Origin of the sequence: Flaviaestuariibacter amylovorans (genome assembly GCF_039541815.1) — a bacterium.
GTDB classification, from domain to species: Bacteria; Bacteroidota; Bacteroidia; order Chitinophagales; family Chitinophagaceae; genus Flavisolibacter; species Flavisolibacter amylovorans.
This window is the reverse complement of the sequence record NZ_BAABGY010000006.1, coordinates 12,294-30,815: the sequence shown is the minus strand read 5'-3', so window position 1 is coordinate 30,815 and position 18,522 is coordinate 12,294. Positions and strand designations below refer to the sequence as shown.

Annotated in this window: 11 protein-coding genes; 7 read left to right on the top strand and 4 right to left on the bottom strand. The window is 61.3% G+C overall.

Annotated elements, in window-relative coordinates; translation table 11 throughout:
• Positions 1-222: 222 nt before the first annotated feature.
• The 4 genes from ABD937_RS06465 to ABD937_RS06450 all read right to left on the bottom strand — a co-directional run bounded on the left by ABD937_RS06465 (position 223) and on the right by ABD937_RS06450 (position 12,194).
• Positions 223-6,531: a T9SS type A sorting domain-containing protein gene (locus tag ABD937_RS06465; RefSeq protein ID WP_345254402.1), complete on the bottom strand. Its 6,309-nt coding sequence runs from the start codon at positions 6,529-6,531 to the stop codon at positions 223-225.
• A 78-nt stretch (positions 6,532-6,609) separates the two neighbouring features.
• Positions 6,610-8,115: a DUF5689 domain-containing protein gene (locus tag ABD937_RS06460; RefSeq protein WP_345254401.1), complete on the bottom strand. Its 1,506-nt coding sequence runs from the start codon at positions 8,113-8,115 to the stop codon at positions 6,610-6,612.
• 51 nt (positions 8,116-8,166) lie between these two features.
• Positions 8,167-9,585, bottom strand: coding sequence for a DUF5689 domain-containing protein (locus ABD937_RS06455; RefSeq protein WP_345254399.1), 1,419 nt, complete (start codon positions 9,583-9,585; stop codon positions 8,167-8,169).
• Positions 9,586-9,608: 23 nt separating this feature from the next.
• Positions 9,609-12,194 carry a TonB-dependent receptor gene (locus ABD937_RS06450; RefSeq protein WP_345254397.1) on the bottom strand — a complete coding sequence of 862 codons (2,586 nt, stop codon included), beginning with the start codon at positions 12,192-12,194 and terminating at the stop codon, positions 9,609-9,611.
• A 184-nt stretch (positions 12,195-12,378) separates the two neighbouring features.
• On the opposite strand from ABD937_RS06450, the gene ABD937_RS06445 reads away from it, so the two are divergent.
• The 7 genes from ABD937_RS06445 to ABD937_RS06415 all read left to right on the top strand — a co-directional run bounded on the left by ABD937_RS06445 (position 12,379) and on the right by ABD937_RS06415 (position 18,329).
• Positions 12,379-13,428: an endonuclease/exonuclease/phosphatase family protein gene (locus ABD937_RS06445; protein ID WP_345254395.1), complete on the top strand. Its 1,050-nt coding sequence runs from the start codon at positions 12,379-12,381 to the stop codon at positions 13,426-13,428.
• 109 nt (positions 13,429-13,537) lie between these two features.
• Complete coding sequence (locus ABD937_RS06440) at positions 13,538-14,428, top strand: DNA/RNA non-specific endonuclease (protein WP_345254393.1); 891 nt, start codon at positions 13,538-13,540, stop codon at positions 14,426-14,428.
• A gap of 679 nt (positions 14,429-15,107) precedes the next feature.
• Entirely contained in the window at positions 15,108-15,464 is a 357-nt protein-coding gene (gene rpsF / locus ABD937_RS06435; protein WP_345254392.1) for a 30S ribosomal protein S6, read from the top strand.
• Positions 15,465-15,466: 2 nt separating this feature from the next.
• Complete coding sequence (rpsR, locus tag ABD937_RS06430) at positions 15,467-15,733, top strand: 30S ribosomal protein S18 (RefSeq protein WP_131852137.1); 267 nt, start codon at positions 15,467-15,469, stop codon at positions 15,731-15,733.
• Positions 15,734-15,821: 88 nt separating this feature from the next.
• Complete coding sequence (gene rplI, locus ABD937_RS06425; RefSeq protein ID WP_345254388.1) at positions 15,822-16,268, top strand: 50S ribosomal protein L9; 447 nt, start codon at positions 15,822-15,824, stop codon at positions 16,266-16,268.
• Positions 16,269-16,584: 316 nt separating this feature from the next.
• Positions 16,585-17,691: a T9SS type A sorting domain-containing protein gene (locus ABD937_RS06420; RefSeq protein WP_345254387.1), complete on the top strand. Its 1,107-nt coding sequence runs from the start codon at positions 16,585-16,587 to the stop codon at positions 17,689-17,691.
• A 200-nt stretch (positions 17,692-17,891) separates the two neighbouring features.
• Entirely contained in the window at positions 17,892-18,329 is a 438-nt protein-coding gene (locus tag ABD937_RS06415; protein ID WP_345254385.1) for an RNA recognition motif domain-containing protein, read from the top strand.
• Positions 18,330-18,522 lie beyond the last annotated feature (193 nt).

The window sequence follows — 18,522 nt, the reverse complement described above, 5'->3', positions numbered from 1 at the left end:
TGATGAATATCGAAATGAAGACCCTGCCGAAAGCAGGGTCTTCTTCATGTTGGATGATCTTTTTCAGGTGGTCGCGCAACGAATGATCTTTTAAAGTCTGGGGCTACTCCTTTCCTCCCGGATGCCCCGTTCAACATTCGATATTCCTTCTTCGAAATTCGGTATTCAACAAAAAGGCCGCTCCTTTCGGAGCGGCCTCTATCGTTTTTGACCAACACTGACTTACCGAACGAAGATGCGCGTCGTGGCATTCACTTCCGTGTTGCTGACCACGCGTATGAAGTACACGCCGGAGGCCAGCGAGGCCGGGAGGGCGATGCGCTCGTTGATGTAGTTCGACTGGACGTTCAGGTCCTTACGGTACACCTCGTCGCCGATGCTGTTGAACACGCGGATGCCGTGGTAGCCGGCGCTGACGTTGTTCAGCGTAACGCGCAGCTCCTGGCCGCCGGTGGCAGGTGTCGGGAATACGCGGAGGCCGCTCAGCAGGGCAGGCAGCGTCACGCTCTTCACGGCACCGAAGCCCAGGGAGCCGGCGTTGCGGGCATAGGCGCGGTAGTAGTACGTGGCGCCCGGGACAAGACCCGTGAGGTCGGCCGAGAAGGTGCGGCCCGAAAGGTTCGACGCCACTACACGTGTGCCCGTGCCGCCGGGGAAGTTAGGGATACCGCTGTATTCGATGCCATACTCCGTTACCGCAGAACAGCCGAAGGTATCGATGCGACCAGCTACCGTTACGCGGTCGATGCCAATGGCGCTCGAGTCGAGCGTGACGACAGTCGGGCCTTCCACCTTACCAGTGGCGTTGGTGAAGAGGCTGAAGGTAGCGGGAGAGCCGCCGCCTACTACCGGGATACTGCCGTTGTACGACTGCACGGCCGTGGGCGCAAATTGTACAAATACGTTCTGGCTGTACGTGCCGCCCGGCTGGGCCAGCGACAGCGAAGGCGTGTAAACGCCACCCGCCGTGGTGCTGAATGAGAAGCCGGCAAGCGGGCCTACCGTTACCGGGTCAGTGGAGAGGTTGGATCCGTTGATCGTAAAGCTGCGGGGAGCAGACACGGCACCCACGCAAACGCTGTCGAACGTTGCAAGCGGGGTAGCCGTGAGCAGGATCACCGGGCCGGCGGCCGTGGTGAACGATTGCTGCGCGCCCCAGCCCGTGCCGTTGGCATTGGTGGCGTAGGCCTTGTAGTAATACACCGTGCTGGGCGTAAGACCGCTCAGCGTAGCCGTAAACGAAGAGCCCGCGAGGTTGGTGGAGGCCGCCTGCGTGCCGGTGCCGTTGGCGAAGCCGCTGGTGGTGCTCCACTCGATGCCGTAGGCAGTCACCGCGGTGCAACCGGGGTTGCTGATGGTGCCGCCCAGCGTGGCTGCGAGGTGCGTGATGGCGGAGGCAGAGCCGGTGGTTACCGTGGGCGCGTTGTTGGCGCCGGCGCCCGAAGCAGCTACGTTGATGGCCGTAGCGCCGGCACCCGATACGGGGATGTTGCCGTTGTACGACTGAACCGCCGTGGGCGTGAACTGCACGAACACGGGCTGGCTGAAGGTGCCGCCGGCCTGCGTGAGCGTGAGCGTGGGCGTATAGGTACCGCCGGAGGTCGTGCTGAAGGCGAAGCCGGAAAGCGGGCCTACGGTGATGTTGGCGTTGGTGAGGTTGGCGCCGTTGATCGTGAAGGACGCGGCCGACGAGGTGCTGCCCGGGCACAGGTTGCCAAAGGCCGCCAGTGCCGTTGCCGTCAGGCTCGGGGCCACCGCGGTCGTCACGGGGATCTCGTTGGAGTTCGGCGAGGTACCGGCCGCGTTGGTGGCACGCACTACGTAGTAATACTGGGTGTTGGGCTGCAGGCCGGTGACCGCATAGGTGGTCACGTTGCCTACGTTGAGGTTCTGGTAGCCAGTCACATATACCGGCACCGGGCCGCCGCCGCCCGTGGCAGATTTCACATAGATACCGGAAATACGGCTGGTACCGCCGGAGGCTACGGTGCTGTTGTTGATGCTGGTCTCGGAGGTCATCAGCCAACGGAGCGATACGAGGGGCTGGTTGTCGACTGCGGCGGGAAGCGGGAGGTCGGTAACGACGCCCCAGGTAGCCGGTGTTCCCGGAACTACGGCTGCAGCCGGGATAACGATAGTGCCGCCGGGAACATCCGTCCAGGTGCCGGCCGCGCCTACGCGGTATTGAATCTTGAAATCTTTCGGACCGGTGTTGGATCCGCCCTGGTTCGAGCTCACGGTGAGGTTGGTAGCACCGGTCGTATTGACGTCGACCTGCCAGTATTTGGTACCCGCGCCACCGTTCCAACCGTTGCTGCTCACCGAGTACGGGTTGGGTGTACCACTCGTGCCCGAGTAGCCGGAAGGATACGAGATCGTTCCGCCGGTATTCGTAGTCAGTTGCTGGATGCCGTTGTTGTTCACATTCCCACTGTCGGCCGTTGCTGCTGCAGCGGTGTTCACATCGGTGTTCCATCCGGCCACGACGCTGCCACCGGTGCCGGTGCCCATCGTGTATACGTCGAGGAAGTAGCCCGTAGCGCCCGTTACAGCGTTCCAGTTGGCAGTAAAGCCCGTTCCGGTGATGGCCGTAGCCGCGGTGGCGACCGGAGCTACCGGGATGGTGGCGTTCGAAGTGGTGGTGAAAGTGCCCTGCGCGCTGTACGTGGTACCGCCCGCGTTGGTGGCATAGGTTACGTAGTAATACGGGGTACCTGCGGCGAGGCCGGTGAGGGCCGTTGTGAAGTTGCCGCCCGCGAGGCCGGCGCCGGCCACGTTGGTGCCCGACACGGCGGGGTTGAAGCCGCTGGCGGTGCTGTAGATCACACCGTAGGCAGTTACCGCCGAGCAACCGGTGCTGGTGATGGTGCCGGGGATCGTCGCCGTTGTAGTGGTGACGGCGGTAGCCGTACCTGCGGTCACCGTCGCCGCGGTATTGATACCGGTGCCCGAAGCAGCCACGTTGATGGCCGTGGCCGAGCCGCCGCTTACCGGGATGTTACCAATGAAGGCCGCCGCCGAAGTGGGCGTGAACTTCACGAACACTTCCTGCGTAAAGGCGCCACCCGTCTGCGGGATCGTGAGCGAAGCCGTATAGGCACCGTTCGCCGTCGTGCTGAAGCTATAGCCGGCAAGCGGACCTACCGTGATGTCGCCGGCAACGAGGTTGGTACCGGTGATCGTGAAGGAGTTTGCGTTCGTCGTCGTGTTCACGCAGCTGTTGCCGAAGGCGGTGAGGGCTGTGGCGCTCAGCGTCGGGTTGGCCGTGGTGAACGACTGTTGCTGGCCGTAGCCGGTGGCGTTGGGGTCGTTGCTGGCGAAGGCCACGTAGTAATACGTCGTGTTCGGCGTAAGACCCGTCATGTTCACCGAGAAGTTATTGCCGGACAGGTTGGTGGCGCCCATCGTGATTACCGACGGCGACGCCGATGTGGGATCAAAGCCGTTGACGGTGCTCACCTTAAAGCCATAGGCAGTTACGGTAGCGCAGCCGGCGGCGGTGATGGTGCCCGACATGGTGGCCGAAGTGGACGTAATGTTGGAAGCCGCGCCGGTCGTGACCGAGGGTGCGATCCGGACGCCGTTACCGGTTACCGGTACGTTCACGACGGAGGCGATACCACCACCATTAACAGGGATGTTGCCATTATAAGGCTGTACCGCGGTGGGCGCGAACTTCACGAACACTTCCTGGCTGAAAGTGCCGCCGGTCTGGGGAATGTTGAGGATGGCCGTGTAGGTGCCGCCGGTCGTCGTGCTAAAAGTATAGCCCGCAAACGGACCTACCACTACATCGGCGTTGGTGAGGTTGGAGCCACTGATGGTGAAGCTACGGGGCGCGCTCACCGTGTTGGCACACACATCGCCGAAGGAGCCGAGGGCGCTGGCGCTGATGCCCGGGTTGAGGCTCGTGGTGAATTGCTGCTGCGTGCCATAGGCGGTTCCACCCGCGTTGGTGGCATAGGCCACATAATAATAGGTGGTGTTCGGTGTGAGGCCGCTGAGGTTGACGGTCCAGCTGTTGCCGGTAAAGCCGGTACCAGGCACCGAGGTACCCGTAGCGGGCGCAAAGCCGTTCGTCGTGCTATAAACGATCCCGTAAGCAGTTACGTTGGAGCAGCCGCGGCTGGTAAAGGAACCCGCCAGGGTGGCTGCCGTCGTGGTGACCCCGCTGGCGCTGCCGGTGACAACCGTGGGCGTGGTATTCACACCCTGGCCGCTCACGGCTACACTGATCGCCGAAGCACCGCCGCCGCTGATGGGGAAGGAACCGTTGAAGGCACCTACCGTCGTGGGCTTGAACTGCACATAGATCGGCCGGCTGAGCGAGCCGCCGGGCTGGTTGAACGTAAGGGTCGGCTGGTAGTTGTTGGCGCCGGTGCCGAACTGGTAGCCTGCCAGCGGGCCCACCGTGATGGCACCTGCAGTGAGGTTCTGCCCGGTCAGCAGTACCGAAATAGCGCCATTCGAGGTATCGCTGACGCAGACGTTGCCGAAGGGAGCCAGCGTGCCGGCAGTCAGCGTGGGCGTGCCGCCCGAAGTGAGCACGGAGATCTCGTTCGAGCTGGCCGAAGTGCCGCCGGCATTCTCGGCGCGCACTACGTAGTAGTAAGTGGTGTTGGGGCTGAGGCCGGTCACGTTGTGGGAAGTAACGTTACCGACGGAGAGGTTCTGGTAGCCCGGAACATAAGTGATGACATTGCCGGTATAGTTGCCTTTCACCTCGATGCCGGAAATGCGGCTCGTGCCACCCGATGCTACCGTGCTGCCGTTCACCGACACGTTGTCGGTCATGATCCAGCGGATGTAGACGAGCGGAAGGTTCTCCACGGCTGCGGGGAGCGCGAGGTTGGTGAGCACGCCGAAGGTGGCGGGGTTGCCGGCAGATGCTGCGGCCGGGATCGAGACGGTGCCGCCGGCTACGTCGGTCCAGGTACCGGAGGAACCGATGCTGTACTGCACCTTGAAATTCTTCGGACCAGTATTGGAACCACCCTGCGCGGAAGAGAGCGTCAGGTTGGTGACGCCGGTAGTGTTCACGTTGATCACCCAGTACTTGGCGTCCTGGCCGTTCTGCCAGTTCGGCGTCGACACAGAGGAGTAACCGACGGATCCGGGGGTAGACGAAACGCCTGCAGGGGTGCTGTAGACAGGTGCCTCCGGGGCCAGCATCGCCACGAGCGAGTCGTTACCGATATTGATCGTGGTGCCGGCGTCGGCGAAGCGGTTAGTGAAGTTGGGCGAGGTGTTGCTGGCGGGCATCGTCCACACGGCCACGGGGCCGCCGGTGATGGTGCCGGTAGCCTGCGTGTACACGTCGAGGCGGTAGCCGGTAGCGCCGGTCGCACCGTTCCAGTTGGCGGTGAAGCCGTTCGACGTTACGCCGGTGGCTGGGGTAGCAACCGGGGCAGCAGGTACGGGGATAGCGGCGCCGGTGCCGGAGACGGTGAAGCTGGAAACGGCTCCGCCTCCTGAAAGGTTCACCGTACCCGTTTTGTTACCGGCACTTTGCGGGCTGAACCGTACATATACGGGAGTTGCGGCCAGTGTAGCGGAAGAGAACGCGATCGTAGTGGAGCCGCTAAAGTTCGTATTGTCGTTCGATACCTGGAAATCGGTGGATGAAGCGGTAACGGTGATCGTGCCGGGTGCGCCGGTAAGGTTGGCGCCTGATACGTTGACAGTGGCAGAAGCAGAGGTACTTCCGACAGTGACAGACCCGAAATCCGGTACCGGGATACCCGTCAGTGTGAGGGTCGGAGAAACGGTAGTGCCGGTAGGCGTTACGGAAGCGTAATCAAGGCCAACGCGGAGTTCGTCGAACTCGACGAAGGGAGTGCCGAGCGCATCATTCTGGCGAAGCAGGAAGCGGCCTACTCCCGAAGTACCGAGGTCGGTGCCGGGAACTGCCGTAGCATCTGCCGCAGGAGCAGCGCCGCCCAGTGCAGTCGGGTTTACCCAAATGCGGGCAACGTCGTCGGTGGCCGTAGCCGCATTGATGTCGTAGGAAATCACCACCAGGTTGGTGGTGCCCAGGTTATACAGTGTGGGAAGCCAGCTTGTGGCCGAAGCGGTGGTCCGGGTGTTGATGCCAATCTGGTACTGATTGGTACCGGCGGCACGGAGCCACACGGTAGCGCCGTAGTTCGTGGTGCTACCTGCCTGGATAAAGCCCGCAAAGTAGCCACCATTTGTGGTGCTTTGTGTGCCCGTGAGCGCGGTCACATTAAGAAGGAACGACGCATACACCGAGCCGCTGGTTTGCGCGGTGAAGCCGGTGTAGGCATCAGAGCCTGCGGCATCGAACTTCACGCGGTTGCCCACGGAAGCAGCAAGGCCGGGATAGTTGAGACTACCGGTTTCGATAAGAATGGAGTCACCGGTATTAAGCAATGTCCATACGCCGGCACTCTGCGCATGCAGGCCATTCGTCGCATGAGCGGGATAGTCGAAGCGCTCGGTTAGGAGGATCTGGCTGTATCCGGTGATGCTGGTAAGAAGGAGAGAGAGAAAAAAGTAAAGTTTTTTCATATAGGCGTTTTATACAACTGCGCTTTGAGAAAAAAGCATAAGCCGCTTTAGGGGCGGCTTATTCCAAAGGGTGTTTTATTAGCTCCAGGAGAATTTGATGTTGTCGAAAGCCGTCACCGGTCGGGAGCCCCCGCCGCTGGTAGCGGTCTTGGCCACGATGCGGATCCAGACCTTGCCGCTTTGGTTCGCTACCGCTGCCGGCAGGTTCACCGTCACGTTACTGTTGCCCCAGCTCAGGTTGCCGGTGGTGGTCGATCCGCTGGCCGGCGTCACAGCTGTCCACGACGTCGGCGAATCGCCCAGCGCATATTCCACCGTCCAGGCCGTAGAGCGAGTAACCGAAGGATCGAGCGACTGGATGCCGAACTCGAGCTTCAGGTTGTTGCGGCCCGTCGTGTTGGCGAGGATAAAGGTCAGCGTAGCCCCGGGGTCGCCGATGGTGCTCGTCTGGCGGATGCCCAGCGCGCGGTCCGAAGAGGCGTCCTGGGTGGCCAGGTCGGAGCCCTGCGTGATACCGGCGCCCGTGGCCGAGGCGAGGTTCTTCCAGCCGCCGCCGGTTCCTGACCAGATATTGGTGATGGGATTGAAGACAGTACCCGTATCGTTGGTCGTTGCCGTTGATGCGCTGCCGATACGCACGCCTGCCGGAAGACCGGAAGCGAGGTTGTTGAAGTTGATCGTGTACGGCGAGGTACCGGTGAGCGTAAAGGTCGGGGCGCTGGTGCCGCCACCGCCGCCGCCCGTACCGCCGCTGGTGCAGCGCGGGTTATTGAACTGCACGTCGTTGGTATCGCGCAGCGTCAGCTGCTTCGTGCTGCCAAAGAAGGAGTAGATGCCCGCCAGGGTGCCGCGCCCGCTCGGGATGCGGCTCGTGGCGAAATTGGAGAAGTCGCTGGTGCGCACCGTGATGCGCGTGTTGGTGGCCGTGGCGCAGTTCTGGTTGGCCACGCGGTTGCCGGCGGCGCCGATGTCGGCATACCCCTTCGTTGTATCCGCCGCGGCAAACTGGTAGTCTACGAGCTGGATCAGCGTGTTGGCGTAGCGGTCCTGGCGGTTGGTGGTCAGGTCGGTGACGCTCACCACCTTCGGAAGGATCGGCTGGTTGAACGCGCCCTTGATGATGTGGCGGTCCTGGAGCACCGGGGAGAGCATGGTCACGCCGCCCTCGATCGAGTCGGCGCCGCCACCGAGCTGGAGCATGCCGCCGTATTCGCCGAGGTAGAGGTCCTTCACTTTCACAAAAAGCTGTCGGCCTACCGGGTACGATGTGTTCAGGTTGGAGCCGGCGAGGCGCAGGATGATGCCGCCGGTGGAGTCCTGCATCGAGATCTGCTGGTAGTAGTTACCGCTCTTGTCGTCCATGTTCACCACGCCGGAGATCACGAGGTCCTGGGTGATGTGCACGACGCTGTAGGGAGCCGTGTCCATCGCCTTCAGGTCGCGGATGGTGATGTTGGCTACGATGCCCGGGGCGCCGGTGGGCGGCGGGTCGTCGTAGGTGCGCTTGCAGGAGGACAGCACCACGGTGCCCAGGAGGAGCACATAGGCGGCGGCCATCAGGTTCTTAACGGAGATGCGATTCATATATGCGTTGTTTTCGTTCGCACCGGCGGGCCGGCACGTCCGGGTTCGTTTTTAGTTCCAGGTGAATTTGACGTCGTCGATGGCAGCGGTGCCGCGGTTCTGGGAGCCGGTGCTCGGCGCGAGCGTGGCGATGCGCACCCATACCTTCTGGTTCTGGTTGCTGACCGCGGCGGGGAAGGTCACCGAAATGGCATTGTTGCTGAACACGCGGTTGCCTGTGGTCAACGTGCCGGTGATGTTGGCTGCAGGTACGGCCGTGAAGGTCGTCGGGTTGTCGCCGAGGGCATAGTCCACTACCCAGGTCGTGGTGCGGTTCACGTTGGAAGCCGTATCGAGCGACTGCAGCTGGAAGTCCATCTTCAGGTTGTTCTTACCCGTGGTGTTGGCGATCAGGAACACGAAGGCCGCGCCGGGGTCGCCGCCCGTGGTGAGCGTGCCGGTCTGGCGCACGCCGAGCGCGCGGTTGGTGGCCGCTACCTGCGTGGCGGAGTCGGTGCCCATGTTGAGGCCCGTGGCCGAAGCGTAGTTCTTGAAGCCGGCCGTGAAGGTCTTCCAGAGGCTGGTGTTGGTGGTGCTGTTGAAGTTGGCGGAAGCACCCACCGTATCGCCGCGGGCGCCGAGGCGCACCGAAACGCCGGCCGGCAGCATGCCGTTGCCGATGTTGTTGAAGTCGAAGGTCACCGGTGAGTTGCCGAGCGTAAAGCCGTTGCCGTTGGCGCCGGGGCCGCCGGGAACCACATCGGAAAGGGTACGCACGATCACCTGCGGGGTAATGATGCCGGTGGTCTGCGACTGGAAGATCGAAACGTAGCCCGTGAACGACTGCGCGTTGCCGGTGGGCAACACGATGCCCGATGTGGCGCGTACGAAGGTCACGATGGTGCCGGTGGCGTCGGTGATGTTGTAGTTCTGGCCGGTGGCGCTGGGGTTGCCGCTCGTGGCGATCGTCACGTTCTCGATCTTCACCACGGTCGACGACCAGTCCTGGATAGAGTCGATCACCTGGCGCACGGTGGCCACGCGGGGCGTTACCACCTTGTTGGAGTCGATCTTGGAGAAGGCCGTGGCGTCGAGGCCGCGGATCTGCATGTCGCCGTTGAACTTGCCCACGGTGCCGCCGTTGATGTTGACGTCCACCACCGAGCCGAGGCGCAGCTTCGCCGTGTCGGTGAAGCCCGTGCCGAGGAACAGGTTGATGCCGCGGCCGCTCTCGTCCTGGATGCGGTAGTTGCCGGCCGCCTCGTTGGTACGGTTCGATACAACGGTGGCGCGGATCTTTTTCGTGTTGGCGGGCACCGCTGCGTCGGCGCCGCTATAGAGCGCGCGCACGGCTGCCAGGTTGGTGTAGTTGAACGCGCTGTACGGGTCGGGACCGGTGGGGCCTACAGGCTGCTTGTTGCAGGCGGCCAGCGCCACAAGCGCCATCAGCGCCACCCCGCGGGTGTTTTTTATGAAGGAAGGAAGGTTCATATACAATGTCGTTATGGGGTGGTTTAGAAGCGGACGCCGAAGGAGGCGAAGTAGTTAATGCCGTAAGCATAGAACAGGCGCGGCGGGAACTTGTCGACGCGCAGGCTGTTGTCGACGCCGGCAGTGCCGTCGAAGCGGAGCTGCTCGAAGCCGCCGGAGAGGATGCTGCGGTTGTTGGTGATATTGCTCAGGCCGACGTTGAACACGAGGGTAGTGGGCTTGCCCTTGATATTATAGGAACGGGGCAGGCGCTTCGTGTAGCCGAAGAAGAAGTCGAGCGTGAACTGGTTGTCGAACTGCGTCTGGTCGAAGATCCGCTTGTAGTCGGCAGCGCTCGTCGCGTTCTGCACGGCGTCCCAGGTGCGGCGCAGCGGGTTGATGGTGAGGTACGACTGGCGGAAATGGTTGCCGGTGAGGCTCACGAACCAGTAGCGCGGCGAGCGGTAGGTGGCGCCGAGGCTGTAGGCTTCCTGCGGCGTGGGCAGGCGGAAGTTCTTGATATAGGTCTGGCGGGCGCCGAGCACTTCCGACGTGTTGTCGGCGGTGATCACGGCCAGCGGGTTGGAGTCGTAATAGTAGCGGCCTACGGCGGCGGCGGCGTTGATGCTCACGCCCTGACCGAGGTTGTACTCCACGCCGAACTCACCACCGAACATCTCCTTGCTCACGCCGTTGAGGGCCATGTTCACGAAGTTCTGCACGAGGTCGTCGTAGTACGACATCACCTCGAGCTGGTTGTCCATATGGGTGTAGTAGCCACCGATGCGCACCTTGAGGCGGGGAGCCGTGTGGATGTAAGCGCCTTCGAAGCTCTTGACCTCCTCGGAGCGCACGTTCTCCTGCTGGGTGTGGCGCGTGCGGGGAGAGATGTAGACGTTGTCGAAGTAGGGCGCGCGCGTCAGGAACGAAGCGTTCGCATACACGTAGTTGCGGCCGTTGATCTTGTAGGTGGCGCCGCCTTTCACGGCATAGTTCAGGAACTCGTTGTGCTTGCCCTTGCCGAAGGAGGCGTTGGGGAAGAGGCCGCTGCGCACGTAGCCCACGCGCTGGAACGTCGTCGAGGAAAGCTGGGCCGAAGCGAAGAAGTCGAACTTCGAGAACTTGAACACACCCTGGGCCCAGGTAGTGGCCTGCTGCAGGTTGATGTTGTAATCGTAGCCGTAGCGGTCGCCCTTGCGGATGATCCGGTTCGGGTTGTTGAGGTCGTTCTGGTTCGACGAGCCATCGTTGAACTGGCGCTCGGCAAACTGGTTCAGGTCCATGTAGAAGTCGCCGCCGAGGAGGTCGTTGAGCTTCTGGTAGTAGTGGTTCTTCTGGTTCTGGTAGGTAGCGCCGAACGTGAAGTCGACGTGGTCCGACAGGCGCGCGTTGAGCGTGGTGCTTACGTTGATGCGCTGCGTGTTGATGATGCGGTCCTGGATCACGTAGCGCGAGCGGAGGCCGCTCACGGGCTGGCCCTTGCCGTCGGTAACGGTGAGGAAGTTGGCGCGGTTCACGTCGTAGAGCTTCTGCCAGTTGATCTGGCGCACGTTCACGTCGTTCATCCAGGCGTCGCGCACGCGGCGGGCCTGCTCGGGGTCGATCACCGAGGCGAAGCGGTCGAGGTAGCTCGGGAGGTTGCGGTAGTAGTCGGGGCGCGGGTCGGGAGCGTTGTACCAGTCGAGGGCGGTCACGCTGCGGTCGCCGAACGAGTAGCCGATGCCGGTGAGCAGCGACACGTTGTTGCGGATGCGGAAGTCGTGCGTGAACAGGATCACGGGCTGGTTGGTGGTGCCCACGGAGGCGTTGCGCTTCTTGCCGTTCTGGAAGCCCCAGTTCGGGTTGTAGAAGGGATCGCCGGCGAGGTCCATGGCTTCCTGGGTAGTGGAGCCCTGGCGGCCGTTCTCGGTGGGGGCGCCGAATACGGCGAGCGAGAGCAGGTGCCGCTGGCGGATGCGCTTGTCGACGGCCGCGAAGTAGGAGAAGCTCTTATAGTAGGATCCCGGGATATAGCCTTCCTCGGCCCAGCGGGCGGAGAGCGAGCCGGCGAAGGACCAGCCCTGGCGGTTCTGGCCGGTGCCGTGCGTCAGCATCACGCGGTGGGTGTAGTTGCGGTTGGCGATGGCGTAGTTCACCGAGGTCTGGGCGCGCTGGCGCGAGGCCCGCACGTCGATGTTGGTGTTGGAGCCGATGTCGCCGTAGGCAAACGTGTTGGGGCGGAGGCCGTACTCGACGTCGCGGTTGCGCATCACGTCGTTGAGGCCGCCCCAGAGGCCGTAGGGCGCGAAGCCGTTATCGAGGTTGTCCATCGGCACCCCGTTCATATACGTCGAGAAGTAATCGTTCTCGAGGCCGCGGAGGCGGAAGCGGACGGAGCTGAAGTTGAAGGAGGCGGCATTGAAGAAGGGATCGCGGCCTGCCGTCAGGATCGAGGAGATGTTCTGGGTACCGCCATCGCCCATGTCGTTCTCATCGAGGGAGATCACGGGGATGTTGTCGAGCACGCCCTGCTTGAGGTCCTCGATGGTGGTGTCGCGGGCGAAGCGGGAGCTGTCGAGCGGCCTTTTTTCCTGCGCCTGGGCAGAAATGCCGGCGCAAAGCAGAAGGGGCAGCAATCTCAATTGGGGCATAAACAGTTAATTGTAAGGGGTGCAAAGCTACAGATTCGGTTCCGGTTGCGGGGTTAGATTTCGGCAGTCACGGGCAGTTTCCCGGCGGGCTAACAAATAGATAATACGCGGGCAGCCTTTTGCGGAGGGCGATCGTCTTGATTCAGTACCTTTGCTCCTTCTTTTTTGAAATTGTGCGCAAATTATGAAAAAAGCCTGCCTGCTTCCCCTCTTTATTATTCTTTTTTTTAATGCCTTCGCCCAGAAGCAGGAGTATAAAGTGGCCGTGATCGCCTTCTACAACCTGGAAAATTTCTACGATACGCTCAACAACCCGATCGTGGACGACGAGGAGTTCCTCCCGAACGGCGCGCGCAACTACAACACGAAAGTGTATTACGACAAGATCGGCAAGCTCGCCCAGGTGCTCTCCCAGATCGGCACCGAGGTGTCGCCCGACGGGCCCGCCGTGATCGGGGTGGCCGAGATCGAGAACGACACCGTGCTGAAGGACCTCGTGAAACACCCGCTGCTCGAAAAGCGTGGCTACCAGATCGTGCACTACGACTCGAAAGACGCCCGCGGCGTGGACGTGGGCCTGCTTTATAACCCCAAATACTTTACCCCCGAAGCCTCCGCGCCGCTGCTCGTGAACCTGCCCACAGGCGCCAAGGAAGGCCGCCGGTACACCCGCGACGTGCTCTGGGTGCAGGGCAAGATGGACGGCGAGACCGTGCATGTGTACGTGAACCACTGGCCGAGCCGCGTAGGTGGCGAGGAGCGCAGCGCCCCGGGCCGCGCCGCCGGCGCCTTCACCTGCAAGGTGCACACCGACTCCATCCTGAAAAAGGACCCCTCCGCCAAGTTCGTGATCATGGGCGACCTCAACGACGACCCCACCAACGTTTCGGTAACCAAGGTGCTCGGCGCCAAGGGCGACCCGAAGGACGTTAAGGCGGGCGGCATCTACAACCCCTGGGTCACCTTATATAATAATGGTATCGGCACCCTCGCCTACCAGGACGCCTGGAGCCTCTTCGACCAGATCCTGGTGTCCCAGGCCTGGCTGCCCCGCGAGCAGAACGGCTTCTTCTTCTACCAGCAGAAGATCTTCAACCGCGAGTTCCTCACCGAGAACATGGGGCGCTACAAGGGCTACCCGATGCGCACCTGGGACGGCATGGCCTACCGCGGGGGCTATAGCGACCACTTCCCGACCTACCTGATCTTCCTGAAAAAGCGGACACGCCCCTGACCGCCGGTCAAAAAGGGACGCTTCGACCTGCAAAAGGGCCCGCCCGGCGTTGGCGCCTGTGGCCGGATGCGAAAATCCCGGTACCTTTGCCCTCCTACTAGCTACGAAAATGAACAACAAACTGACCCTGGCCGGCGCCGTCCTGCTGCTGACGATCACGGCCTGCGATAAGAAAAAGACCATCACCGACGAGCCGGTACCGGCGCCCGTGGCGCTGGCCGACAACCACCCGCTGCTGCTGGGCAACCCCACCGACGCCCGCCGCTCCGCGCAGTTCTCGGAGAACTACCTGATGGAGGAACCCACTTACGCCATCGCCTACAGTGCCTCCCGCGGCATCCCTGTTTGGGCCGCCTGGCACCTGTCGAGCGAAGAGCAGGGCCCGGTGAACCGCCAGGATGACTTCCGCGAAAACCCCAACCTGCCGGCAAGCTGGTACGACGTGCGGCCCGCCGATTATTCGAGCACCACCTTCGACCGGGGCCACAACGTGCCTTCCGAAGACCGTACCGCCTCCATTGCCGCCAACTCGAGCACCTTCCTGATGACCAATATGATCCCGCAGGCGCCCCAGTTCAACCAGGGCCCGTGGGCCAATATGGAAACCTATATCCGCAGCCAGATCGGCACCACTACCGAGGCCTATATCTATATGGGCAACTACGGCGTGGGCGGCGTAGGCACGAACGGGGTGGTTTCCAATGCGATCTCTTCCGGCAACGTAACGGTGCCGAAGAACGTGTACAAGATCGTGGTCTTCATGCCCAAGGGCGGTGACGACGCGAACCGCATCGACACCTCGGCCCGCGTGCTGGCGGTGGACATGCCCAACGACAACCGCCTCTACCCTACCGGCTCTTCGGCCACGGCCTGGCAGAGCTACAAAGTGCCCATCGACTCCATCGAGGCGCGCCTTGCCCGTGCCGGCCGCCCGCACACCTTCCTCGGCGCCGTTCATGCCGACGTGCGGAACTACCTCAGAATGAAGCCTTCGCGGTAACCCTTCGACACCCTTCGACACCCTTCGACAAGCTCAGGGTGACAAGAGCGGACACCTTAAAATAGAAAGCCTCCTTGCGGAGGCTTTTTCTTTGGAGGTTTCCTGCTTCAGCCTTCCTTCCTGTTTGGGGGACCGCCGCAAGCGGCTACTCTAAAGCGGCACCGGGGTTTCACGCGGAGGCGCCAAGGCGCAAAGACGCGGATCGGTATTCGCGAAGTGTACCCCGCAGGGCGGGGCCTCACACGGCGGCGCGGCGCTCCCCATCGCGTTTTTTCCGGAAACAAGGCCGGGCATTCCCGAACGGGAGGTCATCCCATGCACCAGTATAAACGCGCCGTGCCGCAGGGCCGCCGTGTGAAATCGTCCTGCCGCAGGCAGGACTCGACCCTTTGCGTGCCCCGCGTCTTGGCGCCTCCGAGTGAAACCCGCGTACTTCTTTAAAAAAGCCAGGCGCTTGCGCCGGGAATATTATGGCTGGTAAACCCGTGCAGCACCTTAAAGGCGTCCAGGCGCTTGCGCCGGGAAGAGTAAAAGGAAACAGCCCCCCCGAGCCCCCTCCCCCGCTTTTAACAGCCGCCGGTGCGTGTTATTTGCCCGGGAAGCCTTACCTTTGCGGGCCCATCGGCAGGCCTGTGCCTGAAACGAAGGGAAATTTATCTAAACAACCAAATCACGAGTAATGAACAATTACGAATTGATGGTGATTTTTACCCCGGTACTCAGCGACGAGGAGTTCAAGGCGGCCCAGCGCAAGTATACTGCCCTGGTAACCGACAACGGCGGCTCCATCGTAGGCGAGAACCCCTGGGGACTGAAATCACTGGCGTACCCCGTCCAGAAGAAGACCACCGGTCTCTACTGGGTGATGGAATTCACTGCGCCATCCGACTTCAATGAGAAGCTGAAGACTCAGCTTCTGCGTGACGAGAGCGTCCTCCGTCACATGTACACGAAACTCGACAAATACGCCGTCGAGTACAACAACCGCAAGAGAAGTGGCGTACCTACCGGAACCGAAAACGTACAGGAGGCTTAATCATGGCACGCCAAAATGAGATTAAATACCTGACCGCCATTAAGCAGGAGAAGCGCCCGAAGAAGTTCTGCCGCTTCAAAAAGTATGGTATCCGCTACATCGATTACAAAGACATCGAGTTCCTGAAGAAGTTCCTGAACGACCAGGGCAAGATGCTCCCCCGCCGTATCACCGGCAACTCCCTGAAGTACCAGCGCCTCGTGAGCGAAGCCATCAAGAAGGCCCGCCAGATGGCACTGCTGCCCTACGTCACGGACCTGATGAAGTGACCCCACCCGGCCCACCCCTAACCCCTCCCGAAGGGAGGGGAACAGTGAAGCCGCATATTGAAATTCACTGGGAAAAAACAACACAACAATGGACATCATTCTCATTCAAGACGTAGACAACCTCGGTGGCAAGAACGAGCTCGTGAAGGTGCGCAATGGCTACGCCCGTAACTTCCTCATACCCCAGGGCTTTGCCGTGGAGGCCAGCCCCTCCAACCGCAAGCAGCTCGAAGAGCGCCTGAAGGTGGCCAAGAAGAAGGAAGACGCCATGCTCGCCCAGATCCAGAGCGTGATCGCCAAGCTCCAGGAAGGCCCCGTACAGGTAGGCGCCAAGACCGGCACCTCGGGCAAGATCTTCGGTTCGGTAACGTCCCTGCAGATCGCCCGCGCCATCCGCGACCAGAAAGGCTACGACATCGACCGCAAGAAGATCTCCATCACCGACGAGGTGAAGGAGCTCGGCAGCTACAAGGCCGCCATCGACTTCGGCAACGGTCACCACTCTGAAGTCGCTTTTGAAGTGGTTGCTGAATAAGCACCACAGTATCGCTTGAAAAAGTCCACACCTCCCGGTGTGGACTTTTTTCGTTTTGGCCCCTTCGGGCCCGGTGCATTGCCACCTCCTGCCCGTTTTGGGGTACATATTGTAGAAACTGGCATTCGTAAGCGTGGAATTGGTCCACAGTAAGGGTAAACGTTAAAAAATCGGCACGGGATTGGAAAATTCCAATACAGATGCGGCACACAGCGCATCACGAAAAACACCCCTATCCAACCCGTCCAGTCCCCTCTGAAAACCCTCCCAGGGAGTAACCTGTAACCGATTTTTTTAACGACATAACGCTAACCTCATGAAAAAAACCTTTACCCTTCAGGGGCTCCTTGTAGCCCTGTGCCTCGCCACCGCCTCTACGGCCTCTGCTCAATACCGCACCACCGTAGCCCCGAGCAACCAGTGCCAGGTCATCGAAGACTTCGACGCCACCTTCGGCGGCTTCCGCTCCCCGAGCATCTTCACCGAGTCCGACTACACCGAGTTCAACTGGGATTCCCTCGCCGGCAATTGGCAGGAAACCTCGGGCCTCGGTACCCGCAGCGGCTCCCTGATCTCCCCCGTGTACATCAACCAGCAGCCCTCGGGCGGCATCGACATCGGCTTCAAATACAAGGTGTGCGCCGGTGCCCAGTACCGCATCCGCATCATCAACGTGCAGTGCACCTGCATCGGCGGCTACGACATCGTGGCCACCACGGCTACCGGTCCCGTATGGACGAATTTCCCGAACGAGGAAGGCCGCCTCTGCATCCGCATGAACGACGGCGACCTGTACCAGGGCCAGAAGTTCCGCGTGGAGATCTCCTACCGCAACACGACTCCCTGCAACTGGGAACTCGATGACTTCTCCCTCGGTGGCGAAGACGGCGCCATCATCCTCCCGGTAACGTTCATGGGCATCACCGCCCGCAAGGAAGGCGCCGGCACCCGGGTGCAGTGGGATGTGGCCGACGAAGTGGATGTGCTCGGCTACGAGATCGAGAAGAGCACCGACGGTGTCCGCTTCAACCGCGTAGGCTATGTGCCCGCCTCCAAGAAACCCGCTTACAACTATAGCGACGCCGGCGCCGAAGGCACCGTATACTACCGCGTGAAGAACGTGGACGTGGACGGCAAATTCAAGTACAGCTCGGTGGTGAAGCTTTCCGGTGGCAAGTCGTCGGTCATGCTGAAGGCCTTCCCCCTGCCGGCCCGCGACCAGCTGACGGTGCAGCACGAGAAGATGGCCAACGGCGCCCTGGTGCTGAGCACGGCCGACGGCCGCGTGGTACGCCAGCAGCTCCCCGCCCCCGGCAGCATCCAGACCAATGTGGGTCTCGCCGGCCTCACTCCGGGCCTCTACATACTCCGTGTGGATGATGGCAATGGAAACGTGGAAAGCCTCAAAGTGGTGAAGCAGTAAGAACTTGACGCGCAATTGACAACACTCGCACGAGAAAAAGTCCCGCTTCGGCGGGATTTTTTTTGCTCCTTGATTTTTGAAGGAAAAAAGCTTATTTTCGTTACGATCACATGTTCTTTCAGTTCCGGGTTTCTTGAACGTAAATCAACAGGTTCAGACGGAGGGCTGCTAGTACATTTTTATTTTTTAAACTCTCGATCATGAACATTTACGTAGGAAACCTCAGTTGGAACCTGAAAGACCAGGACCTGAGCGATCTGTTCGCCCCTTTCGGTGAAGTTTCGTCGGCCAAGATCATCCAGGACAAGATGACCAACCGCAGCAAAGGCTTCGGCTTCGTAGAAATGCCCAACGACTCGGAGGCCCAGGCGGCCATCGCGCAGTTGAACGGCTCCGAAGTTGACGGCCGTAACCTGGTGGTTAACGAATCCCGTCCGAAAGAAGGCGGTGACGGCGGCGGCGGCTTCAAGAAGAAAAGCTTCGGCGGCGGTGGCGGCTATGGCGGCGGTGGCAACCGTGGCGGTGGCGGTGGCGGTTACGGCGGCGGCGGCGGCAACCGTGGCGGTGGCGGCTATGGCGGTGGCAACCGCGGTGGCGGCGGCTACGGCGGTGGCGGCGGTTTCAAAGACAGCTACTAAACGTTCGTATCACCCGATACTCCGAGCCCGGTCCCTGCGACCGGGCTTTTTCGTGTGGAGGAGCAACAGGGAACAATAGAACAGGGAATAAGGAACAGGGAACCGTCGAAATTGGCCCTGACGCTATGTTTGGCAGTTGTTTACTGTTGAGCAAACAAGAGAGGAGAAACGCAGCCCCAAAGCTTCGGGGGTA